The sequence below is a fragment of the Cupriavidus metallidurans CH34 genome (assembly GCF_000196015.1).
Lineage (GTDB): Bacteria > Pseudomonadota > Gammaproteobacteria > Burkholderiales > Burkholderiaceae > Cupriavidus > Cupriavidus metallidurans.
Genome location: NC_007974.2, coordinates 1,670,262 through 1,694,786, shown reverse-complemented (window position 1 = coordinate 1,694,786; position 24,525 = coordinate 1,670,262). Strand labels below are relative to the sequence as shown.

The following is a 24,525-nucleotide window of genomic DNA, read 5'->3' as shown; positions in this document are numbered from 1 at the left end:
TCTCCTGTATGCGGCTTGTTGGGTCGCCGAGCCGGCGCGCACGCGCGAAAAGCTCATGGCCGGAGCGCAGTACATCAAATTGCGTTCAAGAGAACAGCCACCCAAATGGGGTTGGGTGGGTGGGGGAATGGAGGGGGTGTCACAAGTGGCAAATCAGGCACTTTGGCCGCTAGCCTTGGTGTGGTGGCGGGAGCGGTGATGGGAGCGGTGAATCCGGCCCGGCGAACAAGGCGTGGACCCTATGGGAAAGACCTGGCTCAGGATCAGGGGGCCGATCTGGGAGCGGATCAGGGAGCGAATTGGGGGGATCAAGACGAGATCAGGCGCCTAGGCGGGGATAGGCGGACGCTCCCGCTGGAATAGCGCGTGAAGCCGGCGTGCCGGTTGGTCCAGTGTCATGTCCTCGGCTACGTCGATATTCGCCAGGATGTGTTCCGGCCGCTTCGACGAGAACAGGATCACGCTGGCCGGGTTCATGACCAGCGCGGCCTTGAGCATGAGTTGCGCCAGCACGCGCGCATTGGCGAGATCGGCGCCGACCTCGGTGGACCAACGCAGGCAGGTGGCCGGACTGGCCTGCAGCCATGCCACAAGCAATGGCAGGTGCTGGCTCAGTGCCCGGTGATGGATACGCGGATAGGCCGTATCGGGAATGGCCGGATCGAACACCGACCATTCGAACTGCGCCACGCGGCAGAAGTCGGGTTGGGTGCGGACGAGTTCGGGAATCTGGTCGCGATGGGAGCCAGCGCCGAACGCGCCGATCTTGCCGTCGCGTACGGCGTCTTCCATGACACGCAGGAGTTCGTGGTTGCCATCGCGCGCCGTCAGGTCTTGGGCGGTGACTTCATGCAGCAGCCACAGGTCAATATGGTCGGTGCCGAGGGTGGCGAGGCTGGCTTCCAGCGATTCACGCGCCTGGCGTGCGGTGAAGATGGGATTCGGTTCGGAGGGGGGGACCGGAGAGAGGGAGGTGCCAGGTATCGGTATCACGGTCTTGCGCAGCACCTGCTTGAGGCCGGGAAACGTCTGCAGCACCGGCCGCGCTACCACGCGCGCCAGGCGCGTGACGGCGTTGCTGTCCGGCGGCGGGATGCCGAACTTGGTCGTGATGGTCACCTGGCCGCGCACCTCCCGCAGGAATTCGCCGAGGCAGCTTTCGGCCTCGCCATAGCCATACATCGGCGCCGTATCGAAATGACGGACACCGGCGTCGTAGGCCGCCCGGAGCATGGACAGCGACTGGCGGCGGTCCAGCGCGCCCATGATGCCTGAGCCGCCAAAGCCGAGCCGGGTGGTCTGGCGGCCGGTGTTGGCGAACGGGATGATTTCCATCGGCAAGTCCTTGGGGGTTGATGGGTTGCGGTGGCGTGATGGAGACGCCAGATCCATGTCAGCGACGCCCGATATGCTCGGCCAGCCGTACGGCCAGTGCCAGTACGGTGTGCGTCGGGTTGGAAAAACTCGAGGTCGGGAATACCGCGCCGGAGCATACATAGCCGTTGTCCATGCCATGCAGCTTGAGGTCGAGGTCGACGATGCCGTCACTGGCGCTGGCCGACATGCGCATCCCGCCCATGTGATGGTTCATGTCGTCGCAGGTGGCCCGGATACTGTCATCGGGCGCCTCCGACAGACTCGGATCAGACACGCGCGCGATGCCCGCCAGCGAGTCCTGCGCGACCTTCGCGAAGGCCCGGATCGTATCCACCTCGTGATTGGAGATGCGCCAGTCGAGCCTTGTGCGGCAGAGGCCCAGGCAGTCCCGCGAGTCCGACAGGCGGATCGTGCTGTCCGCGCGCGGCGACTGCTCGCACTGGATCTGCAGCCCGATGCGGGCGTCCGGCGGCACATACGCGCGCCGCGCCACCGCGTAGCTCCAGCTCTGACGCGCCAGCAGGGGCGCATGGCGGACGAGCCGGCCAATCTCGCCGCCCGTGACATCACCCACGCGGCCGCGCAACAGCTTCTTGGCGGTTGTCTTGATCTGCGTCTGGATCTCGCCGGACTCGCTTTCAAAGGAGATCTGCGCGGCGACGTTGAGCGTGCGATAGCGCTGCTGCAGCGAGCGGGACAGCCGGATCTTGGGCTGGTACTTGTAGCCCCGGCTGAACACGTTGCCGAACACATCCAGGAACTTGCGCCGGTTCGTCACGTCGAGCCATGTATGCCAGACCACGTGGTCCTGGAAATGCCTGCCCAGCAGTGCGTTGCGTTGCCACGGCATCTGCGCCAGCTCCGGCTGCAGGAAGAACCGCGAGCTTTCGATGCCACCCATGCACCAGACGAAGCGGTCCGCGCGGAACGTGGTTTCCTTGCCTTCCAGTGTTCTGCATCGGATGCCGCGAACATGGGTGCCTTCCACGATGGGGGAAACGGCATTGGCATGTAGCCACACGGTCACCAGTGGGTGATTACGCAGGGTACTGGCGTGGAGGTTCGAGAAGTTCGTTTCCGGGCACCAGCGGGTCAGGAACGTGTCGAGATTCGAGAACACCGGTTGCGCCAGTCCCAGTTCGCGCCAGACGGTCGCGTCTTCAAGCGATGCGCTGGCGAGTCCTTCCAGTTCGATCGCGCGCTGATAATACGGGGCCAGTTCCCGCTTGGAGATGGGCCAGCCGCTCCCTTCCACCCAGGGGCGCTGCTCGAAGTCGATGGCATCGAACTCCAGGATCTGGCCACCCCATCGCGTGGTGGAGCCGCCGATGGCGCGAAAGCGGCCATCGTGGATGCCATGGTGGCGAAGGCCGGCGATCTCGCTGCGATAGGTATCCTGCGAGGCCTGCTCGATGTCTTCGCCGCCGCCTTCCAGCATCACCACGCGCCGGCCATGGCGGGCCAGTTCCACGGCAAGCAGGATGCCGGCCGCGCCGGCGCCGACGATGCATACGTCGGCACGATCGCCCGGGGCAGGGGTGGACTCGATCAGGTCGCGAATCATGTGCTGGCGGCTCCAGGAAGGCGGCATAGGTCTCCCCCGGGAATTTATGGGGAGTTGCCTTGCCGGACAATGGCCTGGAGGGCCAGATATGAGCGGCGCCGCACATGCGGCGCCGGCAGGTTGCGATGTCAGGGCCGCCAGGCGGCCGCGGATTCAAGCCAGCAATCAGCGCAGCATTCAGGTCAGCATCAGGGCAGCAGATGGGTATCGCCGGCGGCCTGAGGCGGCAGCTTGATGGCCAATGCCTTGAACTCGCCGCTGGACGCGATCGAGCCCGCATGCGCGGTGCCCTTGGGAATCACGATCAGGTCACCGGGGCCGACCTCGCGCTTTTCGTCGCCCAGCCAGAAGACGCCTTTGCCCGAGATGATGTATTGAATCTCGTCGGCGCTGTTGTGGTAGTGCTTGGGGACATTGCCCGACTGCACGGCGATGGTTCCGGAAGGCGTGTTGACCAGCCCCTTGGTGCGCAGCGTGCCCATGTTGGGCACTTGCGGTCCGATGGCTTCGTCGCTCATGGCCGCCAGGTTGACGATCAGGGGCGCCAGCGCGGCCGGCGGGGTTTGGGCGTGGGCATGCGGCAGGTCGATGTGGGCGACAAGATAGCCGCAAGCAAAAGCGACCGGTACGGCGGAAAAAACGGCAAGACGACGCATATTCTTCTCCCTTGGGTTGGCCTGCGATCATTGCCTCGCCGCGACGCCTGCTTCGGGCGATCAGGCTGGATTGTCGCACCGCGCTTCATACCCAAGATTGAGGGGAAACCCGGAAGCGGCCGGCACGCGTTCGCTGCAACGCGGCCGGCGAACGTCGGGATCGTCCACTATGCTCGGATCTGGCTTCCGGGAATCATCGGGCAGGCGCGGTCCTGGCGCTGGCGGCCCGGGTGATGTCGCGGACGCGCCCATTTTCGTGGCTCGCCCGGTGGCGAGCACGGTACCCGCAAGGAGAATCGTGATGGCTCAGAGATTCGACGCGATCATCATCGGCACCGGACAGGCCGGCCCCGCACTCGCGGCGAGGCTGGCCGGCGCGGGCATGAAGCTGGCGGTTATCGAGCGCGGGCGGTTTGGCGGTACCTGCGTGAACACCGGCTGCATCCCCACCAAGGCGTTGATCGCGAGTGCGTACGCCGCCCAACTGGCGCGGCGGGCTGCCGAGTACGGCGTGACCATCGGTGGGCCGGTCGCGGTCGACATGAGGCAGGTAAAGGCACGCAAGGACGAAATCTCGGGCAGGTCCAGCCAGGGCGTGGAGCAGTGGATGCGCGGGCTGGACAACGTCACCGTCCATCAGGGGCATGCCCGCTTCGAGCACGCGCGCGGCGTGCGGGTCAACGGGGAGTTGCTGGAGGCCGACCAGATCTTCATTAACGTTGGCGGCCGGGCGCTGATTCCACCGATGCCAGGGCTGGATCAGGTGTCATACCTGACCAATTCAAGCATGATGGAAGTCGATTTCCTGCCGGAGCATCTGATCATCGTTGGCGGCAGCTATATCGGCCTTGAATTCGGCCAGATGTACCGGCGGTTCGGGGCCAGGGTGACCATCGTCGAGAAAGGCCCGAGACTGATTCAGCGGGAAGACGAGGACGTGTCGCAAGCCGTGCGGGAGATTCTCGAACGCGAGGGCATCGAGGTTCGGCTCGACGCCAACTGTCTGAGCGCGCGCAAGGACGGTGACCATATTGCCGTCGGGCTCGATTGCGCGGGCGGGGCGCCTGAAGTTCACGGCTCGCACCTGTTGATGGCCGTCGGGCGCGTGCCCAATACGGACGATCTGGGGCTCGACAAGGCAGGTATCGAGACGGATGCCCGGGGCTACATCAAGGTGGACGATCAACTGCGCACCAGCGTCCCCGGCATCTGGGCGCTTGGCGACTGCAATGGCCGGGGCGCTTTCACACATACGTCCTACAACGACTACGAGATCGTCGCGGCCAATCTGCTCGATAACGATCCGCGCGCGGTGACGGATCGCATCCCGGCCTATGCCTTGTTTACCGACCCGCCGTTGGGCCGCATCGGCATGACGGAGCGGGAAGCGCGGCAGTCAGGGCGCAAGGTGCTGGTTGGCACGCGGCCCATGAGCCGTGTCGGGCGGGCCGTGGAGAAGGGCGAAAGCCAGGGCTTTATGAAGATACTCGTCGACGCTGACACGCGGCTGTTGCTGGGCGCTGCGATCCTCGGCCTGAACGGCGACGAGGTGGTGCACTCACTGCTCGACGTCATGTACGCCGGGGCTCCCTACACGACCATCAGCCGCGCGGTGCATATCCACCCCACGGTGTCCGAACTGGTGCCGACGGTGTTGCAGGGATTGCGGGCGCTGACCTAGCGTTGCCCTGGTGCCGCCGTCGGGATTAGGGATGGATCTTCTCCCCCTTGTTCAGCATCTCGATGAACTGGGCAATCTTTCTGGCGCGTGTTTCAGCTTTCTTCACGTTCTGGATTCTGAACAGAATGGCGAAGCGGTTCTGGCTGTTCAGGGTGGCGAAGAATTTCCTGGCCTTCGGGTTGTCATCGAGGGCCTGCTGCAGGTCGTCGGGCACGGTCGCCTTGCTCGGGGATGCATAGGCGGCCTCCCAGCGTCCGTCGCGTCTGGCCTGTTCGATGGCACGAAGCCCGGCTGGGCGCATTCTCCCGGCGGCGATCAGCGCTTCGGCCTTTTCCTTGTTGATCCTGGACCAGATACTCTTTGCGGTCCTTGGCGTGAATCGCTGGAGCCAGTAGTGTTCGCTCTCGGCCTGCTTCTGCCCGTCGATCCACCCGTGGCAAAGGGCGCTTTCAATCGCCTGCGCATAGGACACCGTGGCTTCCCCGGCCGATCGCTTGGCGATGCGGAGCCAGACGCCGGATGCGGTGCCTCCATTGGCCTCTAGCCAGACTTCCCATGCTTGCTGATCGGCGAACGTGAGTGTTGGACTGTCCATGTGATGCCTGACGGGATTGTGCGGCGGACGAAGGGAATCGACGGTATCACAGCCCGGGAGCATTCGGCGAGAGTGGAAGGATCGCCGCCGGCGTGGCTACGCTTATAATTCGCCAGCCCTCCGCCATCCACGATTCCATGCCCGCTGTGCCTGCCCAAGAACCCATCCGCCACGATGGCGCCATTGTCATTGGCGGGGGACCTGCCGGTCTCATGGCCGCCGAGATGCTGGCCGGGCAAGGCCTGCCGGTGGACGTCTACGACGCCATGCCATCGGTCGGTCGCAAGTTCCTGATGGCCGGCAAGGGCGGGATGAACATCACCCACTCCGAGGCGGCGGAAGCCTTCCTGCGCCGCTATGGCGCACGCGCGGACCGGATCGGGCCGCTGCTTGACAGCTTCGACGCCGACAAACTGCGTGCCTGGGTGCACGGGCTGGGCATCGACACCTTTGTTGGCAGTTCGGGGCGCGTATTTCCCACTGACATGAAAGCCGCGCCGCTGTTGCGCGCATGGCTCCATCGCTTGCGCGAATCCGGGGTGCGCATTCACGTGCGGCACCGCTGGATCGGATTTGGCGCACCCATCGACGGCTGGCATGTGCTGCGCTTTGCCACGCGGGACGGCGAGATCGAGGTGGCGGCACGTGCGGTTGTGCTCGCGCTCGGCGGCGGTAGCTGGGCGCGTCTCGGGTCCGATGGCGCATGGCTGCCGATGCTGGCGGCGCGCGGTATTGACGTGGCGCCGCTGCGGCCCGCCAACTGCGGCTTCGATCTCGCCTGGAACGAAGTGTTCCGCGCGCAACATGCGGGCGAGCCGGTGAAGTCGGTGGCCATCGGCATCACGACGGTCGATGGCACGGCATTGCAGCGGCAGGGCGAATTCGTCATCAGCGAGACCGGTATCGAAGGCAGTCTGGTATACGCGCTGTCCGCGCCGATTCGGGATCTGATCGAGACGCACGGGTTCGCGGTCATCACGGTGGACCTGGCGCCGGGACGCTCTCCCGAGGATGTCGCAGCCGAAGTGAGCCGGCCGCGCGGCTCGCGTTCGGTATCGAGCCATCTGCAGAGCCGGCTGGGTATTACCGGCGTCAAGGCGCGCATGTTGCGTGAGGTCCTGACGAAGGAAGCGATGCACGACCCCGTGGCGCTGGCGGCGGCCATCAAGGCATTGCCGCTGCGGCTCGTTCGCGCGCGGCCGATCGACGAAGTCATCAGCACGGCGGGCGGTGTCCGCTTCGAGGCGATGGATGACCGACTGATGCTGACTGCATTGCCGGGCGTGTTTTGCGCGGGGGAGATGCTGGACTGGGAAGCGCCGACCGGCGGCTATCTGCTGACGGCCTGTTTTGCGAGCGGGCGCGTGGCCGGGTCGGGGGCCGTGGCGTATTTGCGCGGCTGACGTGTCCGGCGATCTCCCGCTCCGGGAGTGGCAACGTTGCCTACGGCGCCGTCAGCGTAGATGCCCGCCGAACAAGCCAAGCAGACCGATCACGATGAGGTAGATGGCGACGATGTAGTTGAGCAGTCGCGGCATGATCAGAATGAGGATGCCGGCGATCAACGATATGAGGGGTCCCGCACTGGTAACCATGGTCATGGTGACTCCCGGAAACAGGCGTGCCCGGGTGGCACGCCTTTCTTTCTTGCAAGCGATGGGTTACCAGTGGACGTCACGCTCCCATGCCTTCAGCTCATCCTCGGCCTTTTCCTTGGTGCAGCCATAACGTTCCTGGATGCGGCCGAGAAGCTGGTCTCGCTTGCCGCGGATCTGCGTGATGTCGCTGTCAGTGAGCTTGCCCCACTGTTCCTTGACCTTGCCCTTGGCCTGTTCCCACTTGCCTTCGATCTGATCCCAGTTCATATCTGACTCCTTGAGTGAAGTCCCTTGAGGCGGACATACGGACGCCGCCCCGGGAGCACGCCAGCAATTGGCGGAGGTGATGATTGACGGTTGATTACTTGCCGAACTTGGCGGCGACATCGGCCTGGCACTGGCTCCTGGCGTCGCCGGACATCGCATCGCAACGTTCCTTGCGAGCCTCGTATGCCGCGTCAAGGTTGTCCTTCTGGGCAGCACGGCGCGCTTGCGCGACGTCCTCGGGGCTGCCGGTGGCCGCGGCCTTCTCGATCTTCGCGGTGCCCAGGGCCCTCTCATGCGCGGCCTTGGCATCCTTCACGCAGACGTCCTTTTCGTTGCCCTTTCTGTCGTCACACATTTCCTTGGCCACGTCGTAGTCTCGATCGGCCTTGGTTTTCATGGCCTTGGCGTGGGCCTTTTCGGTACCTTCGTGACGTGCATCCGCGTCAGCCCTAGCCACGTCGCGATCTCGCCTGGCCTCCAGCTTGCACACGTCCTTCGCGTTGTCCTTCATGCCGTCACATCTCGCGGATGCTGCCTTGTAGTCGGCATCCGCCTGCTTGATTGCCGCTTCGTGATCGGCCTTCGATCCTGCCGGGACTTGCGCCAGTGCCATGCCTGCGGGCGTGGCAACAAGCATCGAACACACTACTGCCGAGAGCCATTTACTCATCACGTTCGAGCTCCTGTTCAAAGTGGATTCAATCGGATCCGCCGGGCCCTCCCGTTGCTGCCCGGCGGCGGGGGCAGGGCTGTGCGCCCATGCATCAAGGTTAGGTTCGCGGTGGGGGAGGGAAGCAGAAGGGCGGTTCCGAAAGGTGCGTCAGACGATTCCGACGATGGATCGAAGGAAGCGCCACTGACGCACGGCAGGCGCACGGCAGGCGCACGGCAGGCGCACGGCAGGCGCACGGCAGGCGCACGGCGCACATCGTTGCTCGGCCTTGATGGGATACAGTACGCAGAGTTTCGCGAAGGCCCAGACGCCTCAGGAACGCCAATGCTTGATCACGTCAAATTCGGCGTCAGCGACGAATCGCGCAGCGCCGGACGCTGGCAGCAAGGACAACAGTGCCCCGCGTCCGCGCTACCATGCGAACCACTACGCGAACTAACAAGCGGCGTTCGTCATTGGCCCCGACGGGCACAGCATCGAAGCGGTTTGCCATCAACCCGAGGCCAGAAAGGATGATCATGCAGATTCCGGTAATCGAGCCTGCGCGAACCGCGCTGCTGGTCATGCATTACCAGACCGATATTCTGGAGTTGTTCCCGTCAGTCGCGCCGGTTCTGCTGTCGAATACACGCAGGCTGTGCGATGCCGCACGCGCAGTGGGCGTCGGCGTCTATTTCGCCAAGATCCATTTCAGCGCGGGGTATCCGGAAGTCAGCCCGTTGAACCGGAACGGGCAGGTCATCAAGCAGCTTGGCCTGTTCGTCAATGACCAGATCTCGCCGGAACTCGGCCAGCGTGCCGACGAACCGCTGATCCTCGCGCATCGCGCCAGCGTGTTCTTCGGCACTGACCTGGAGGTGCGGCTTTCCGCCCGGGGGATCGACACGCTGATCATGGTTGGCATCGCGTCGACGGGGGTGGTGCTGTCGTCGGTGGCGCATGCGAGCGATGCGGACTTCCGCCTGCTCACGGTGAAGGACTGCTGCTACGACCCGGACCCGGTCGTCCACGATCATCTATTTGCCACGGCATTCGAATCGCGTACGACGGTGCTTTCGCTCATCGATGCCTTGGCGTTACTGGCCTAGTCTTTCTTGGTCACTGAGGGGCGTGCCTGATGCGGCACGTGCAACTGTCACTTGTCGCGCGTCACGCTCACGCCGGCATCCACGGTGCCGTACACGGTGACGCTTGATTCCCGGCCTCCCGGGGCGCTTGACGACGCGCATCCCTGAATGGCGCCAAGCAGAAGTACCAGTCCAATTGCGCTGAAAACTACCCGATGCATGATTGTTGTCCGATGTCTTCCAAAAAGCATTGGACGGCGCGGGGCTTCAGGAGTTTCATCCGGGATGGCGACGACCCTGGTGTCGGGTCGTCGACGCAATCATGGACGTTCGCCGGACCGTAGCCGATCAGATGGCGGACAGGCGCAGGACGTTGGGCGGGCCATCCATGAACGCGCCCATGGCTTTGCCGATGGAGCGGAAATGCTCCGATTTCCGATGCGCGTCGACCGCATCGGCATCGCGATATTTCTCGGTGAATGCGTAAAGTCCGGTTTCAGCGGTCCGCCAGAGCGTGTACTCGAGGCATCCTTTCTCCTGCCGGGATGCCGCCACCAGTTCGGCTGCGACCTTTTCGAACTCAGCCTCGGCACCGGGTTTCACTTTGATCTGCGCAACAACAGCCAGCATCGTCTCCTCCTCTTCAAGTGGGTAATTTTCGGAAAATCCTAGCCCGACCGGACCGCTCAGTCTAGGTGTATGGACCCAACAAAGCGTTCGGTATTCGCCCTTGCTGGTCTTTCCGGGGCATTGCGCGCGCCTGCGTTCTGCATGGCAGTTGATGTCCCATTGCTGGCAGCTTGAGGCGCGATTTGACCTGCCCCAGATAGGAAGGTAACCTTGCAAGGTAACCTTCCTAGTCGCATGCCATGAGCAAGAGCCCTCCTTCAGCAAGTGATGCTTTGGCGCACGCCACGGCCGAAGACCTGCGCGCCCTGATTGGCACGCTGCGCCGAAGGTTGCGCGAAGAGGCGAGGGCCGGTGATTTCACGCCTTCGCAGATCCAGGTGCTGCATCTGCTCGAGCGCGATGGCCCGGCAACGGTAGCCGGACTCGCCCGCGCCCTGGATGTGCGTCCGCAATCCATGGGCGAGACGCTGACAGTCCTGAAGGCGGCGGGTGCCGTCAGCGGCGCGCCCGATCCGAACGACGGTCGGCAGACGGTTCTCTCGCTGACCCCGGCCTTTCGCCAGAAAGTCAAAGCCAGCCGCGCGGCGCGCGAGGACTGGCTCTACCGCGCCATCCAGAGTCGTTTCACCGCTGCCGAACAGCAGCAACTCGCAACCGGCGTCGAGCTTCTCAAGCGGCTGGTCGCGCCGTAACGTCAATACGATAGATCCATAGGGAACACGTCCGTGGCTCGTACATTCCGTTCGCTGCGCAACTTCAACTACCGGGTGTGGGCGAGTGGCGCGATCGTGTCCAACATCGGCACGTGGATGCAGCGCACGGCGCAGGACTGGCTCGTGCTCACCGAACTCACGCATCACAATGCGACTGCCGTCGGGATCGTGATGTCGCTGCAGTTCGGCCCCCAGATGCTGTTGTTGCCGCTTACCGGCTATGCGGCCGACCACTTCAACCGCCGCAAACTGCTGTTCATCACGCAGACGGCCATGGGTTTGCTGGCGCTTGGGCTGGGCCTGATGACCGTCACTGGCCTGGTACGTCTGTGGCATGTCTACGTGTTCGCATTGCTGCTCGGGTGCGTCACCGCGTTCGACGCCCCCGCGCGGCAGACCTTTGTCTCCGATCTGGTCGGCGAGGAGGACCTGCCCAATGCCGTTGCGCTGAACTCCACCTCGTTCAATGGCGCGCGGATGATTGGCCCTGCGATCACGGGCCTGCTCATTGCGTCGATCGGCACGGGATGGGTATTCCTGATCAACGCGCTGTCGTTCGTCCCGGTGATCGGCGCGCTGCGCATGTTGCGTCAGCACGAGCTGCACCTGAAGCCGCCCGCGCAGCGCTCGCGCGGCAGCTTTCTGGAAGGATTCAGGTACGTGTGGAAGCGCCCCGACCTGAAGGCGGCGCTGTTCATGCTGTTCCTGATCGGCACCTTCGGCCTGAACTTCCCGATCTTCATTTCGACGATGTCGGTCAGTGCGTTTCATGCCGGCGCGGGACAGTACGGCTTGCTGAGTTCGACCATGGCGATAGGGTCTGTTACCGGCACGCTGCTGGCCGCGCGCCGGGCACGGCCGCGCATGGCGATCCTGGTCGGTGCTGCAACCATCTTTGGCGTGGGCTGCATGTTTGGCGCATTGATGCCGAATGCGGTGCTGTTCGGCCTGACGCTGGCGGTGATCGGTGCATCGACACAGACGTTTACCACGTCCACCAACAGCCTCGTGCAGATCTCGACCGAGCCGGCGATGCGTGGCCGGGTAATCGCTATCCTGCTGGCCATTGCACTGGGCACCACGCCGCTTGGCGCGCCAGTGGTGGGGTGGGTGGCGGACCGCTTTGGTCCGCGCTGGGCGCTGGGCGTTGGGGCGGCTTCGGGATTTGCCGCGGCGCTCGTCGGTCTGTTCTATCTGATGAGAAATCGCAACCTGCGCTTCTATATCGAGACGGGTCGCCTGCGCTACAGCATCGACAAGCCGCGCCAGACGGCGTTCATGGCGGCTCCCGCCGCGTCAGTGCCAAATGTGGTGATGAGCAAGGCGGAAGACGAGTGAGTGGCAGCGTCGGCATCGCGCCGGCGTGCGGACAGACGCATGTCCTTGGCCTTGCCAGCCGCGCGAGGTAACGGCTCCTCAAGGATTTCTCGGCCGACCATGTGACTCACGCGCTGCACTATCTGCTGAAGATCCTGGAGAACATGAACCTGCTGGACGCCGAATGGGCGGACCCAGGACAGGGCGAGGGCGGGTAAGGGTCGTCAGAAAATGATTCATCGCCAATTTCGGGGGGAGGGCGAGTTCGGCCGGTTTCGGACGGCCACTGGGGCGCGTTTGGATGTCGGCTCCACAATGCAATGCGGTCAGTGGCGCAGCAAACCAACGGCAGTCCGGCAAAGTGAAACGCCGCGTCAGCATCCAGCGCCGCATACGTTGCATATCCTCAAGATCTTTCATATCGGCCGCAAAATCTTTGACTTCTCGCAGTCCGTCCGGCTGTGCAGTATTGGGGACTGATCGGGATGTGAGACGCCTTCGGCTTTCGCTCGTCACGGGCACCACACCCGCCCCTTTCCTTAATTGATGAGGCTGACAATGGCGGATCTGGACAAGGTTGACACCACACGCAGGCTGCTTACGGTCCTCGGCGGAATCGCCCCGGTGGCACTGACTTCGCTCGCAACCGTACCGGCGTCCGCATCGGCCGCAGAGTCGAAAGGCGGTGCCCAGTCGAGCGCCGGCGCGGCGGGGACGTCCGCAGCAAAGGAGGTTCATCCTCCGGCGGGCCTTGCGATGCACGCCGGCTACGCGCAGGTGATTGCCCGTATGGCTTATGTGTGGGGTTGGCCGATGGTCAATATGCTCAACCGCTTTGCGCGCATTACTCAGGCACCGCATCCCGGCCTGCTGAACGGTGTGTTGCCCGCTGCGCCGCGCGGCCAGGTGGGTATGCTTCACGACTACATCGATCCGGCTCAAACATTCGTGACTTGTCCGAACCAGGACGTGGTCTACGGGCTGGGCTTTTTCCAGTTGGACGAAGAGCCGGTGGTGGCCCAAGTGCCCAATTTTGGAGATCGGTTCTGGGTTTACGCACTGTACGACGCCCGGACGAACCAATTCGGCCAGGTCGGCAAGCCCTACAAGACCAAGCCCGGGTTCTACCTGCTCGCGGGGCCGAACTGGAAGGGCACCAAGCCTGCTGGCATCACTGCCGTGGTTCGCTGCCCGACGTCGCTGGCTAACGCCATTCCACGCGTCTTCATGAATGACACCGCCGAGGACCGCAAAGCTATTCAGCCAGTCCTCAACCAGATTGTCTTTTACCCGCTGAAACAGTTCGATGGCCGTATGAAGACCATTGACTGGGCCAGGGCTCCCGAGATTCCCGGGCCAAAGTCCGAAGGTGGTGCGAGCGAAGGCGAAACCAAATGGGTTATCCCGGAGAAGTTCTTCGACCAGTTTGCGCAGGTGTTGGACACTGTGCCGCCGCTCCCCGGCGAGGAGGCGCTATACGCGCAGTTCCGTTCACTGATGGACGTTGCCAACCGTGATGCGGAGATCAAGAAGGCGCTGGTATCGGCTGCGGTCGAGACCGAGCGTGACGCGATCGGGCCGTTTTTCGAATGGCGCCGCAACGGGCTCTCCGCAGGCAATGGCTGGAACCGCTCGACCAACAACGCCCAGACCGGACTCGACTACTTCGACCGCACCGGCACGGCCAAGTCGAACATGTTCGACAACCGCCCCCACGAAACCCAGTATTTCTACACGGACTTCGATGCGGCTGGGGCGGCGCTGAACGGCGCGAGCAACTACGAGATTGTCTTCCCCGCCGGGCAGGAGCCGCCTGTCAACGGCTTCTGGTCGCTGACGCTATACAACGACAAGCACCTTTTCCACCCCAACAACCTCAAGCGCTATTCGCTCGGCACCAAGAACACTACGCTGAAGCGGAACGCCGATGGATCGCTGACGTTGTATGCCGGCGCGAAGTCCCCCGGCGCCGAGCGCGAATCCAATTGGCTGCCGGCTCCGAACGGCGCCTTCTCACTCTACATTCGAGCCTATTGGGGCAAGCAGCCGATTCTTGATGGCTCGTGGAAGCCACCCGTGATCCGCAAGGTGGCCTGACATTTGCCTGGCTGCAACAAGTACACGTAGATCGGAGCTTGAGATGAAAGAACTGCGCTGGACGTCAATCGCATTGGCTGCGCTTGCACTGGGTCTCTCCGGTGCCGCGATAGCACAGAGTTCCCGCTACGACGCCCTTGCCAATGCGGCATTCGAGAAGGACTATCCGACGCCAGAGACGTCACGGATGCTGCAGGAAGAACTTCTCTTCCAGCGTGCGACGCAAGCCTATTTGTGGGCGCTGCCGGCCATCAACATCTGGGCGATGAAGGAAGGCTCGGAGAAAGTCTTTGGCGGCGGCTACAACGTTCTACCGGTCTGGAAGGAACGGATCAAGGCTTCCACACAGGTGACGACGCCGAACTCCGATGTGGTCTACGCGATGGGCTATCTGGATCTCAAGAAGGACGGCCCGATCGTCGTCGAAGCGCCGGCTGGTGTACAGGGTATCCTCGACGACTTCTTCCAGCGGCCGCTCGTGGGACCGACGACCGAAGGCCGCACCTGGACAGGCGACGTCGGCCTGGCCGGCCCGGACAAGGGCAAGGGCGGGACATACGTGCTGCTGCCGCCCGACTACAAGGGCGAACCGCCGAAGGGATCGCTGCCAAAGGGGGCGTTCGTCTATCGGTCCCGGACGTACAACGTCTTCCTGTTCTGGCGCACGTTCTTTACCGACCCGAAGGACCTGTCGAAGCCGAACGCGCAGATCGCTGCCACGCGCATCTATCCGCTGGGCCAGAAGGCGTCGGCGCGGCCGATGCAGTTTCCCGACGCCAACGGCAAGCCGGCCGATCTGCTGTTCCCACGTGATGCGAGTTACTTCGACATGATGTCGCGCTTCATCGACAGCGAGTACGTGGACCCGTCGGACCTCGACATGCGAGGGTTCCTGCATACCATTGGCATCGAGAAGGGCAAGCCGTTCTCGCCCAGCCCTGAAATGCGTAGCCTGCTTGAACGCGCAGCGCAGACCGGCTTCAAGATCAGCAAGGTCGTGATCGCCGACATGGTAGTCAAGGAGCCTGGCGGCAAGTACTACGCCGACAGGCAATGGGTCAATGTCTTCGCCGGCGAGGACACCTCGTTCCAGTCATCGCGCACGTATACGAACTTCGAGCAGCGGTCGGGCTATTTCACCAGCGCGTACTCGGCCAGCCCGGGTATGGTGAAGAACATTGTTAACGCAGGCGCGAAGTACCCGGTCACCTCGCGCGACAAGGACGGCAATTTTCTCGACGGTGGCCAGTCGTACACGCTACATCTGCCACCCAACATTCCGGCGAAGAACTTCTGGTCCGCCACGGTCTACGACGGCACCACGGCGTCAGGACTCGACAATGGCCAGTCGCACCCGTCGCTCAACCAAATGGACAAGCCGGTGCAGAACCCCGACGGCTCGACCAACCTCTATTTCGGGCCCACCGCGCCGGCCGGCAAGGAGAAGAACTGGCTGCGGACGGTGCCTGGCAAGGGCTATTTCGTCATCCTGCGGTTGTACTCACCGGAAAAGGCGTTCTTCGACCAGACTTGGAAGCCGGGTGACATCGAGAAGGTCAAATGATGATTCCATGACCGTCGGAAAGGCACTCGACAACAGCCGGTCAAGTTAGCCTTTCCGTTCGGCCGCTACGGGTCGGTAGCCGTCCACGCACGGAGGGCCGTCACATTTCCAATAAGAAATCCCGAATTGCGAGTATCGCTCTTCCCGCAGACTTCTATAGTCGGCGTCCCGGCTCCGCGCACAACAACATGCAAGCCCTATCCTCCCCCGGCAGCGCCCGCTTTTTCGTGTTTGATGATGCGACTCTCGATTCACACGCCTCCCGCACGCCGCTGACAAGATAGACGCAACCGTTGGATGCATCGGGGTGTAAAGCGCCTGCCACGCCGCATTATGGCTGCGAGCGGCCCTCCGGCCCGGAATAGGCGCGGCCGCGATCATGACTGCGGTCCTGTCCGGCAGGCAGTTTGACTTTGACTACATCGGCTACCAAGATGGACAGCAAACCGGACGCTGTCGACCCCAACAGGCGGTCTGAACTGCCTGCCTGCGCCGCGCCGGCCCCTCGCCTTCGGAGAACGTCAGCCATGGAAGCCGAACCGGTCGTTACGCAACCCAACGAAGCACCTCAGAACGCAAGATTCTGGCCTCATGGCTGGTGGCGCCTGATGGAAATTCGCATCGGCATCTTCCCGCTGCCGGTCTATATCCTGGCCGCCGCACTGCTCGCTGTACTGATCTCCATCCACAAGCTTGCCAACGAGATCTCGCTGGTCATTGTCCTGTTTGCATTCTGCGGCTTCACGCTCGCGGAGATCGGCAAGCGCATCCCTCTTATCCGCGCCATCGGCGCGGCGGCCATCTTCGCCACCTTCGTGCCATCCGCGCTGGTGTACTACAAGCTCTTGCCCGAGCAGGTGGTCAAAGTCACAGCGGACTTTACCAAGGCAACGAATTTTCTCTACCTGTTCATCGCCTGCATCATCGTCGGCAGCATTCTTGGCATGGATCGCCATGTGCTGATCAAGGGCTTCCTGAAGATATTCGTGCCGCTGGCCGCGGGTTCCATCGCGGCGGGCGCGGTCGGCACGCTTGTCGGCACCGCACTCGGCCTCGGTACCTCGCACACGTTCTTCTATATCGTCGTGCCCATCATGGCCGGCGGTGTAGGCGAGGGGGCGATTCCGCTCTCCATCGGCTACAGCGAGATCCTTCACCAGGACCAGGGCCTTTTGTTCGCGACGGTACTGCCGCCCGTGATGCTTGGCAGTCTTACCGCGATCATCCTGTCCGGCACGCTGAACTACCTGGGCAAACGCTACCCCGCCTATACCGGCGAGGGCCGTCTGCAACCCGGCGAGCACGATGAACTGGACGCGAACCAGAAGGAAATCACTGGGCACGTCGATGTGGACCACATCGCCGCGGCGGGCGTAACGGCGCTGACTCTCTATGTGGTCGGTATCATGTGCCATCGCCTCTTCGGTCTGCCGGCGCCGGTGGCCATGCTCTTCATCGCGGTACTGCTCAAGCTGACGCAGGCCGTGTCACCACCACTGCAGGAGGGTGCATTTGTGGTGTACAAGTTCTTCTCGACGGCGGTCACCTACCCGTTGCTGTTCGCGATCGGCGTGTCGTTGACACCTTGGGACAAACTGATCGCCGCATTCAACCTGCCGACGATCATCACCATCGTCGCCACCGTGGCAACGCTGATGGCCGTTGGCGCCTTGGTGGGCACCTGGATGAAGATGTACCCGATCGACACCGCCATCGTAACTGCCTGCCACAGCGGCCAGGGAGGAACAGGGGACGTGGCGATTCTTACCGCCGCCAACCGGATGACGCTTATGCCTTTCGCGCAGATTGCAACCCGCATTGGCGGCGCCGTGACGGTCACGGTGGTGTTGCTCGTGCTGGCGCGGATGCAGTAAGAAGGACGCGACTGTGGTCCCTTTCCGGCCAGGAACCGACACCCGACATGCCTGCCTGGATTGCACACAATTCCAATTCAAGTGCACCAACTGGACATCCGGCCGTCGAGGGTGCCGCCCGACTGAGGCGAACTGCTGATTTATGGCGGATCACATACGACGACGGAGAGTCGGATTCAAATGAACCTTGCTTCCATCATCGCGGACTTGGAGTCGGCCGATAGCACACTCACCATCGTCGCGAAACGACCATGGACAGCAAACTCAGACGCGCGGTTGGTTTCATTGACCGACGAATACAGCATTCCTGGCAACGTGCTGCTAGAGGGTTTTGAGTATTTTCTTGAGGTATCCATAGCCCTCGATGAAGTACTGGGCGAATCTGCGAGCCGACTCTCATCAGATCAACGAGTCGCAGCAATTGTCTACTACGCCGAAAACGACGATTATCCGGATTGGCTCAATGCGATTGCCGGATCCCTACATGGATGACGCTTCGTGGTGGAACTCTGCCCCTCACCCAACCATTGGCCAATGACAGAGAAGGGTCGAATGCGTCAGTAGCATGAAGTTGCACACCTGATCGACCGATGTGGTGGATTACGCACGCGCCCCGTTGTGCACGAACCGAAGTGACGTGCACGGCGGCGCCCGCGTCTCGCCGCGGTTTCCCGGTATGATCGGCTGGCACGCTGAGACATTCATCGGGGACAACGCGCATGAACCAATCGATTCGTAGAGGCAGCCGTGGCGTCCGCCTGGCAACGCGACGCGCCTTTGCGATCGCGACGGCGCTGGCCGGTAGCGTGGCGCTTTCGTTGGCTCAGGCCCAGTCGCCGGTGCCGGGCGTGCTGCAGCCCGCCGGCATGACTCACGCGGTGGCCTCGCTCGAGGCATCGGGCGTGCAGATCTACGTCTGCAGGCGCGACGCCGCTAATCAACTGACATGGACCTTTCAGGCGCCACAAGCCGATCTCTACGACGCCTCCGGCCAGCTCGTCGTCAGGCACGGCGCGGGGCCGTCGTGGGAAGCGCTGGACGGCAGCCGGATCACTGGCAAGCTGATGCAGCACGCCGCCAATCCCGACGACAGCGCGGCGATTCCAATGCTGCTCCTCTCTTCCACCAATGCGGGCGGTCCGGGCCTCCTGAGCACGGTGCGCTATGTGCAGCGGCTTGCCACGCACGGCGGCGCGGCCCCCGCGCAAGCCTGCGTGCACGAGGGCGAGGAAGGGCGTAGCCCCTATCTCGCGGAGTACGTGTTCCTCGAATGAACGTAGTGTGAGTGCACGTGTACTGTGTGGCCGCAGCTGTGCTGCCACTGGCGCAGCCGTCGTGAAAGCCGGATCGCTCGCGGTGCAGGTCGACCGATAGTCCACATCGACGAGCACTGAGGCAGTGCACTCGGATCTATCTTAGGCCGGACCGTCGATAGCCGGCCATTGCGATCTTTCGCGAACGTGTCGCAAGTCGCTCACACTCGGCGCCGAGTTCCGAAGGCACGTCGAGGTTCGTTGCATAACTAAGCTTGGTAAGTCGGGCCGTCCCATCCGTCGAGGTACTTCGGCAACTCGTCCTGTATGTCGATAATCCGATGCCGGTAAAAAAGATGCATCGTCGGTCGCATTTCCTCGGGCACTTCACCGCCAGCGGCTCGGGCGAAAATGGTATTAGGAAGGACGCGCATGCCGAGCCGGTTCGTGCCAAACACCGTCTCACCGCAACCGGAGCAGAATGTTCGCGACAAGTCTTTTGACGGGTGCGAAAAGCTCGACACGCTACCACTGGCGACGGTGACTTGTTCAGCTAGCCACGCAGTCGCCGACAACATTGAAGTCCCGTAGAAATCCTGGCACGACCGACAGTGGCAATTAGCCCTTGCCTGAGGTTGGCCATTCAGCTTGATATTGACGGCGCCACACAGGCACTGCACGGAACACGGTACGGTCATTTCACCTCCTAATTGTGCCCCGGGATTATATGCCGCCGCGCAACGCAAATTGACTGACGCTTCAGATCTGTGAGCCTCCAGGCTGGATGTCCGCTTTCCGCCATGGTGACGGTCTCTTGTGGCTTGTTCTGAGTCACTCCCTGGCCCCGCAAATCGACGAAGAGCCCCCAAAAAAAGAACGGTGGCCGCCGTCGGCCACCGCAAGGGCTGAGACAAGGAACAGGGTTTTGGTCAGAAGATCTGCCGGATGCCTACCGTCACCCCGATCATGTTCTGCTGTCCGGTCATGGTCGGGTACTTGAAGGCATAGGCCGTGGCGGCGCCGTCAAAGCTGAGGCCACCGTTGTGCGCCCAGCCGGCCGACAGATAGACGTCAGTGCGCTTGCTGAAGTTGTAGTCGGCGATGAAGCTGACCTGGTGCATGTTGGGCGGATTGCTTGTCGGGGTGTTAGCTGCCGCGCTGGCCTGTTTGACGTTGGCGAAGTAGTAGGCCAGGGACAGTCCCAGTGCCGGCGTGGCCTGATAGTTCACGCCTGCCCACCAGTAGTCGTCACGCAGCAGCGTGCCGCCGTTCGAGAACTCTCCCTTGTTGTAGCGATAGCCGGCCGTGAACTTGAGCGGCCCGGTGTTGTAGAGGGCCGCCGCACCGAGCTTGGTCATCTTGCCTGGCTGGCCGGTGACCGCTGCCGGACGCCATTCGTCCGCTGCGAGGGAGAAGCCCAGGCCGTTGCTCAGGTACATCAGCGAGCCGCCGTAGCCGGTGTTGTCGGAGAAGTGCCCCGGCACTTCGCCGGCGCCGCCATTGGCTAGCAGGATGGTGGCGTTCTGCACGGCCACGCCGGTGCCGAACGAGAAGTGCGCCACGGCCTGGAACGGTCCGAACTGGCCCGTGTACTTGACCATGTTGTCTTCGCGGTAGTTCAGGCCCATCCACCAGATGCCCGGCTCATAGGTGGCCGCAAAGCGAAGCGGGGCGAAGTTGGCCATGCCGTCGAAGAACGACGTGTACTGACGGCCGAACGAGAACTTGCCGACGGTGGCGTTCTGGATGCCGAGGTACGACTGGCGGTTGAACAAGGGGGCGCTTTGCAGCGCTCCGGTGTCCCATTGAAAGCCGGACTCCAGCACGAACAGCGCCTGGTTGCCGCCGCCCAGGTCCTCGACGCCGCGCAGGCCCCAGCGCGACGCCGACAGGCCGCCCACGCTGGGCATGCCGAAGCGGCTGCCGCCCTGGTTGGGCGTGGCGGCGGACGACGCCACGCGATTGACGTATTCGATCGACCCGTCGATGACTCCGTAAAGCGTGACGCTCGATTGCGCGTGTGCTGTGACACTGGCCGCGGCGAGAGCCGCCAGCGCGAAAGCCTGCTTCCTCATGCTCTGTCTTCTCCGTATTGGTCTTGTGTTGTGATCGCCCACCGTTTGCCGGTGCGTGGGAGCACATGGAGGTGGGCTGATGCGAATTAGATCGCGCAGCCCGAGGCGGAACCCCCTCCGGGAGGGGTGGGGCGTCCTGCCAATGTGGAGCAAGAGGGGGGAGGATTTATCCCTATGGCGAAGGGCGCCGTCGCGGTTAGCGGGGACGGCATGCCATGGGAGGCGGTCGGTCAGGGCGGCAAGTAGGCTGCCATCAATGCTGGGGCAGATTGGCCGAGGAAGGGTATGTCCGGTCCAGTCGGAGACCCGCCGTCGGCCCAGCTCAATCGAGTGCGCGGTCCTTCGATTCCACGTTGACCATGCCGATGGCGAAGGCGCCGGCCAGCAACATGCTGGAGATCAACGCGAGGGCCAGGGTGAAATGCGTGGCCATCACTGGCGCGATGATCGCGGGTGCGAACAGGCCGCCGAAACGCGCCACCGCGCCGGCCGCGCCCATTCCAGTGGCTCTCAGGTCGGTCGGGTAGACCTCTGGTGTGAACGCATACAGCGCGCCCCAGGTACCCAGCAGCGCGAAGCTCATCAGCAACGTGGAGCCGACGACGACCGTGGGAGACGTGCCGAGGCTATACAGCATGCAGCCGACCGCGCTGAGCAGCAGGAATCCGATCAGCGTGGGTTTGCGGCCCCAGCGCTCGACGCCGTACGCTGACAAAGCGAAGCCGGGGAGCTGGACGATGGCGAGGACGACCAGGAAGACCTGCCCGCGCATGAAGGCGAAGCCCTCCGCGCCGAGCTTGATTGGCAGGTAGACGAACACACCGTAGTACGCGATCGAGATCAGCGCCCACGCGGCAAACAGCGCGAAGCTGCGGCGGCGGAACGTTCCGGAGAACAGCGTCAAGACCGATTTCGGCGCGACGATGTCGGATTGCAGGGCCGGGATTTCGACGTTTCGGCCGTTTGTTTTCGCCACCCGTTGCAGTACCTTGCGGGCCTCGTCCGATCGCCCGCTACGGTTCAGGTACATCGGCGATTCCGGAATGTAGAAGCGCAGGACAACGCCAATCAGCGCGGGAATGCCTGTGACCAGGAAAATGACGCGCCAGGCCTGATCGCCATGGGACAGCGCCACGAGCGCCAGTACCGCCAAGCAGATCGTGCCGATCGCCCAGAACGATTCGAGCAGGACCAGCCAGCGGCCGCGACGGTCGCTGGGCAGGAATTCGGCCATCATGGTGTAGTCAACCGGCAGCGTGCCGCCGACACCGACGCCCGTCAGGAAGCGCAACACGAGCAGCCAGGACAGTTCTGGCGCGAAGGCCGATGCGATGCCGGAGAGCGCGTCGATGACGATGGCGATCATCAGCACGGGGCGGCGGCCAATGCGGTCGGCCAGGCGGCCGAAGACAATCGCGCCTACCAGCATCCCGACGAAGAAGAGCGTGCCGGTCTGTAGCGCCTGGGGCATCGTGATGCCAAACGTCTTCGCGATGGACGGCGCGCTGAAGCCGATCGACAGCACCTGCATGGCATCGGCGAGCCAGACCAGGCCGAAGATGACGAAGAGGCGATACTGAAACTTGCCGACACCGGCCAACCGGATACCGGCCTCGAACGGCACCTTTGCGCCGTTGCGGGAGGTGGCCCCGGCATGGCCGTCCGGCACGGGCTGCCCGCCAACGACTGCGATGGGTGGAGTGGCTGGCGTCATGGTGTCTGGTGTGCCGGAATCAACGGCCGAGGGCGTGGGATCCACGGAGTATAGCGGCACGCGGTTTTGCCCGCGTGCGGGCAGTATGCATCTGCTATGCTGATTTCGTCGCGTCCGACGCGCCCCCGCGCGCCGTGACCGGCCAGTGCCCCCATCCGTCCAACGGTCAGAACGGTGGTCGCCCCCCATGCCAAGCAAGCCCTTGCTGAGCCAGCATCCGGAGTTGTCCGCAGTGCGGGTCTACATGATCGGCCTGGCCCTCGGTTGCTCGACGGGGGTCGACTTCTGGGCGTCCGCGATGATGGGCGTGGCCGGCACCCACATTCGCGGTGGCGTGCACGCATCCCCCGAGGACTTTCTCTGGACACTGACGTCGTACGCGGCGGCTGCGGTGGTGGCCAACCTGATGCTGCGGCGTCTCGCGCACGACATCAGCTACCGTGGCTTCACCATGGCGGGGCTGGTTATCGCCGCCGCTGGCGCGGCGCTTTGCGCGCTGAGCCGCAATCCGCTCGAGCTTGCGCTGGCCCGCGCGGTGCAGGGCTTCGGCGCGGGCGGGCTGTTCGCCGCATCGCGCATCATCATCCAGCTTGCTGCCGCGCGCGAGGAGCGCCGGCCATTGTTCATCGGATTCAATATCGGCAGCATGGGTCTGCCGGCGGCGGCACCGTGGATCACGGCGCAACTGGTCGAGAACGCCGAATGGCAGATGGTGTTCGTGCTCCAGGCGGGGATCGCGCTGGCCACGCTGCTGTTCGTCGTGCTCACCTATCCCCCCCGGCTGACGGTCACGCTGGCGCCGTGGGACGTCGACTATCACGCGATGGACTGGGTGACGGTGATCCTGTTCGGGGCGGGCGCGCTGACGCTGCTACATGGCCTGGGAGACCTGCGGTTCTACGAACTGGCGAACTCGCCCTCGGTGGCGTTCACGCCGATCGCCGGCATCGCGCTTTTCGCAGCGGGCATGGTGTATCTGCGCCGCCATCCGGACCCGTGGCTCAACCCGAAGCTGCTGCTGGGGCGGCGCTTCCTGATCGGGCTGTCGTTCTACGCCATCTATTACCTGCTGAACGGGCTGTGGACCTACGTCATCTCCACGATGTTGCAGAACGGTATGGGGTTCACGTTCCAGACCACCGGCACGGTGCTCACCACGACGTCGTTGCTGGGCTTCGCAGCGGCGGCCGCGTTCACGTTCTGGGGCACATCGCTGCCCGGCTCGCGGCGGTATATCGCGCTGGGCTATCTGATTTTCGCCATGGCCGCGTGGCTGCTCTCGCAACGGATGATGCCCGGTGCCTCGCTCGAGGTCATCCTGCCGGTGCTCGTGCTGCAGAACCTGACGCTGCCCTTCGTGCTGATGCTGGTGGCTGGCCTGACGTGGGCGGAGTTCAGCGTGGACGACTTCGCCCATGGCTACCAGTTCAAGAATATCGTGCGCCAGATCGCATCGGCGGCGGGGACTGGGCTGGCCAGCCTGTGGCTGCAATATGACGAAGCGATCGCGCGTACGCAACTGGTTGCGCACGTGACGCCGTTTGAATTCCAGCAGGGTATCGACCCGGCCGAACTGGCACGCCTGTCACGGCTGATCGACCAGCAGGCGACGCTGATCGGCACCGCCAATCTGCTGATGTTGCTGGCGGGCGCGTGTTGTGTCATCGCGATCGTCGCGGTTTCGCAACGCGCGTTGAAGTAGTTCGGCAAAACGGGCGTTCAACACATACGCTTGGTTCAGGCAGGCACGTCGGTGGCCTGGCGAACATCCGCAGTGTGGGCAGTACCGGAAGATTGTCTGGAGAGATGC

General features: G+C 63.4%; 23 protein-coding genes and 1 pseudogene. 12 read left to right on the top strand and 12 right to left on the bottom strand.

Annotation, left to right across the window (positions count from 1 at the left end; all coding sequences use genetic code 11):
• Positions 1 to 327: 327 nt before the first annotated feature.
• The 3 genes from RMET_RS25700 to RMET_RS25690 all read right to left on the bottom strand — a co-directional run bounded on the left by RMET_RS25700 (position 328) and on the right by RMET_RS25690 (position 3,597).
• The gene (locus tag RMET_RS25700; RefSeq protein WP_011519424.1) at positions 328 to 1,335 is read right to left on the bottom strand and encodes an aldo/keto reductase; all 1,008 of its coding nucleotides are present in this window, start codon (positions 1,333 to 1,335) and stop codon (positions 328 to 330) included.
• A gap of 58 nt (positions 1,336 to 1,393) precedes the next feature.
• A complete protein-coding gene (locus RMET_RS25695; RefSeq protein WP_011519423.1) occupies positions 1,394 to 2,968 on the bottom strand; it encodes an FAD-dependent oxidoreductase in 1,575 nt (524 codons plus the stop codon).
• 161 nt (positions 2,969 to 3,129) lie between these two features.
• Positions 3,130 to 3,597: a cupin domain-containing protein gene (locus RMET_RS25690; protein ID WP_008649220.1), complete on the bottom strand. Its 468-nt coding sequence runs from the start codon at positions 3,595 to 3,597 to the stop codon at positions 3,130 to 3,132.
• Between the two features lie 301 nt (positions 3,598 to 3,898).
• Between RMET_RS25690 and RMET_RS25685 the strand changes: the two genes are divergently transcribed.
• On the top strand, positions 3,899 to 5,278 hold the full coding sequence (locus tag RMET_RS25685) for an FAD-containing oxidoreductase (protein WP_011519422.1): 1,380 nt from the start codon (positions 3,899 to 3,901) through the stop codon (positions 5,276 to 5,278).
• Positions 5,279 to 5,303: 25 nt separating this feature from the next.
• Here the strand turns inward: RMET_RS25685 and RMET_RS25680 are convergent, their stop codons facing one another.
• The gene (locus RMET_RS25680) at positions 5,304 to 5,873 is read right to left on the bottom strand and encodes a YdeI/OmpD-associated family protein (RefSeq protein ID WP_029310089.1); all 570 of its coding nucleotides are present in this window, start codon (positions 5,871 to 5,873) and stop codon (positions 5,304 to 5,306) included.
• A gap of 137 nt (positions 5,874 to 6,010) precedes the next feature.
• Here RMET_RS25680 and RMET_RS25675 point away from each other — a divergent pair, with 137 nt between their 5' ends.
• A complete protein-coding gene (locus tag RMET_RS25675; RefSeq protein ID WP_011519420.1) occupies positions 6,011 to 7,276 on the top strand; it encodes a TIGR03862 family flavoprotein in 1,266 nt (421 codons plus the stop codon).
• Positions 7,277 to 7,327: 51 nt separating this feature from the next.
• Here RMET_RS25675 and RMET_RS32895 read toward each other — a convergent pair whose 3' ends face one another.
• The 3 genes from RMET_RS32895 to RMET_RS25665 all read right to left on the bottom strand — a co-directional run bounded on the left by RMET_RS32895 (position 7,328) and on the right by RMET_RS25665 (position 8,411).
• On the bottom strand, positions 7,328 to 7,474 hold the full coding sequence (locus RMET_RS32895) for a DUF3096 domain-containing protein (protein ID WP_008649224.1): 147 nt from the start codon (positions 7,472 to 7,474) through the stop codon (positions 7,328 to 7,330).
• A gap of 60 nt (positions 7,475 to 7,534) precedes the next feature.
• On the bottom strand, positions 7,535 to 7,738 hold the full coding sequence (locus RMET_RS25670; protein ID WP_008649225.1) for a CsbD family protein: 204 nt from the start codon (positions 7,736 to 7,738) through the stop codon (positions 7,535 to 7,537).
• 94 nt (positions 7,739 to 7,832) lie between these two features.
• Positions 7,833 to 8,411: a hypothetical protein gene (locus tag RMET_RS25665; protein ID WP_029310090.1), complete on the bottom strand. Its 579-nt coding sequence runs from the start codon at positions 8,409 to 8,411 to the stop codon at positions 7,833 to 7,835.
• A 361-nt stretch (positions 8,412 to 8,772) separates the two neighbouring features.
• Here RMET_RS25665 and RMET_RS34275 point away from each other — a divergent pair.
• Together RMET_RS34275 and RMET_RS25660 are read left to right on the top strand one after the other, a co-directional pair.
• Positions 8,773 to 8,916 (top strand): annotated as a pseudogene (locus tag RMET_RS34275) (VOC family protein); the annotation flags it as partial.
• A gap of 13 nt (positions 8,917 to 8,929) precedes the next feature.
• On the top strand, positions 8,930 to 9,499 hold the full coding sequence (locus RMET_RS25660; protein WP_011519417.1) for a cysteine hydrolase family protein: 570 nt from the start codon (positions 8,930 to 8,932) through the stop codon (positions 9,497 to 9,499).
• A gap of 47 nt (positions 9,500 to 9,546) precedes the next feature.
• On the opposite strand, the gene RMET_RS34025 is transcribed toward RMET_RS25660, so the two are convergent.
• Together RMET_RS34025 and RMET_RS34270 are read right to left on the bottom strand one after the other, a co-directional pair.
• Positions 9,547 to 9,699, bottom strand: coding sequence for a hypothetical protein (locus RMET_RS34025; protein ID WP_017511327.1), 153 nt, complete (start codon positions 9,697 to 9,699; stop codon positions 9,547 to 9,549).
• A gap of 127 nt (positions 9,700 to 9,826) precedes the next feature.
• Positions 9,827 to 10,324, bottom strand: coding sequence for a putative quinol monooxygenase (locus RMET_RS34270; protein WP_227874118.1), 498 nt, complete (start codon positions 10,322 to 10,324; stop codon positions 9,827 to 9,829).
• Between the two features lie 23 nt (positions 10,325 to 10,347).
• Between RMET_RS34270 and RMET_RS25650 the strand changes: the two genes are divergently transcribed.
• The 7 genes from RMET_RS25650 (at position 10,348) to RMET_RS25625 (ending at position 18,947) form a co-directional block, all read left to right on the top strand.
• Positions 10,348 to 10,800, top strand: a complete 453-nt coding sequence (locus RMET_RS25650; RefSeq protein ID WP_011519415.1) for a MarR family winged helix-turn-helix transcriptional regulator — start codon at positions 10,348 to 10,350, stop codon at positions 10,798 to 10,800.
• Positions 10,801 to 10,833: 33 nt separating this feature from the next.
• Positions 10,834 to 12,159 (top strand): MFS transporter, encoded by a 1,326-nt coding sequence (locus RMET_RS25645; RefSeq protein ID WP_011519414.1) that lies wholly within the window; start codon positions 10,834 to 10,836, stop codon positions 12,157 to 12,159.
• Positions 12,160 to 12,894: 735 nt separating this feature from the next.
• Complete coding sequence (locus RMET_RS25640; protein WP_035822326.1) at positions 12,895 to 14,235, top strand: DUF1254 domain-containing protein; 1,341 nt, start codon at positions 12,895 to 12,897, stop codon at positions 14,233 to 14,235.
• A gap of 43 nt (positions 14,236 to 14,278) precedes the next feature.
• Entirely contained in the window at positions 14,279 to 15,799 is a 1,521-nt protein-coding gene (locus RMET_RS25635; protein WP_011519411.1) for a DUF1254 domain-containing protein, read from the top strand.
• Between the two features lie 527 nt (positions 15,800 to 16,326).
• Complete coding sequence (locus tag RMET_RS25630; protein WP_011519409.1) at positions 16,327 to 17,673, top strand: 2-hydroxycarboxylate transporter family protein; 1,347 nt, start codon at positions 16,327 to 16,329, stop codon at positions 17,671 to 17,673.
• A 180-nt stretch (positions 17,674 to 17,853) separates the two neighbouring features.
• Complete coding sequence (locus tag RMET_RS32885; RefSeq protein WP_011519408.1) at positions 17,854 to 18,165, top strand: hypothetical protein; 312 nt, start codon at positions 17,854 to 17,856, stop codon at positions 18,163 to 18,165.
• Between the two features lie 227 nt (positions 18,166 to 18,392).
• Positions 18,393 to 18,947, top strand: a complete 555-nt coding sequence (locus RMET_RS25625; RefSeq protein WP_011519407.1) for a DUF3455 domain-containing protein — start codon at positions 18,393 to 18,395, stop codon at positions 18,945 to 18,947.
• 248 nt (positions 18,948 to 19,195) lie between these two features.
• Here RMET_RS25625 and RMET_RS25620 read toward each other — a convergent pair whose 3' ends face one another.
• From RMET_RS25620 to RMET_RS25610, 3 genes are all read right to left on the bottom strand, one after another.
• Positions 19,196 to 19,624, bottom strand: a complete 429-nt coding sequence (locus RMET_RS25620; RefSeq protein ID WP_029310136.1) for a GFA family protein — start codon at positions 19,622 to 19,624, stop codon at positions 19,196 to 19,198.
• A 231-nt stretch (positions 19,625 to 19,855) separates the two neighbouring features.
• Entirely contained in the window at positions 19,856 to 21,001 is a 1,146-nt protein-coding gene (locus tag RMET_RS25615; RefSeq protein WP_011519405.1) for a porin, read from the bottom strand.
• 322 nt (positions 21,002 to 21,323) lie between these two features.
• On the bottom strand, positions 21,324 to 22,715 hold the full coding sequence (locus RMET_RS25610) for an MFS transporter (RefSeq protein WP_231108919.1): 1,392 nt from the start codon (positions 22,713 to 22,715) through the stop codon (positions 21,324 to 21,326).
• A 187-nt stretch (positions 22,716 to 22,902) separates the two neighbouring features.
• On the opposite strand from RMET_RS25610, the gene RMET_RS25605 reads away from it, so the two are divergent.
• Positions 22,903 to 24,417: an MFS transporter gene (locus RMET_RS25605; RefSeq protein ID WP_011519402.1), complete on the top strand. Its 1,515-nt coding sequence runs from the start codon at positions 22,903 to 22,905 to the stop codon at positions 24,415 to 24,417.
• Positions 24,418 to 24,525 lie beyond the last annotated feature (108 nt).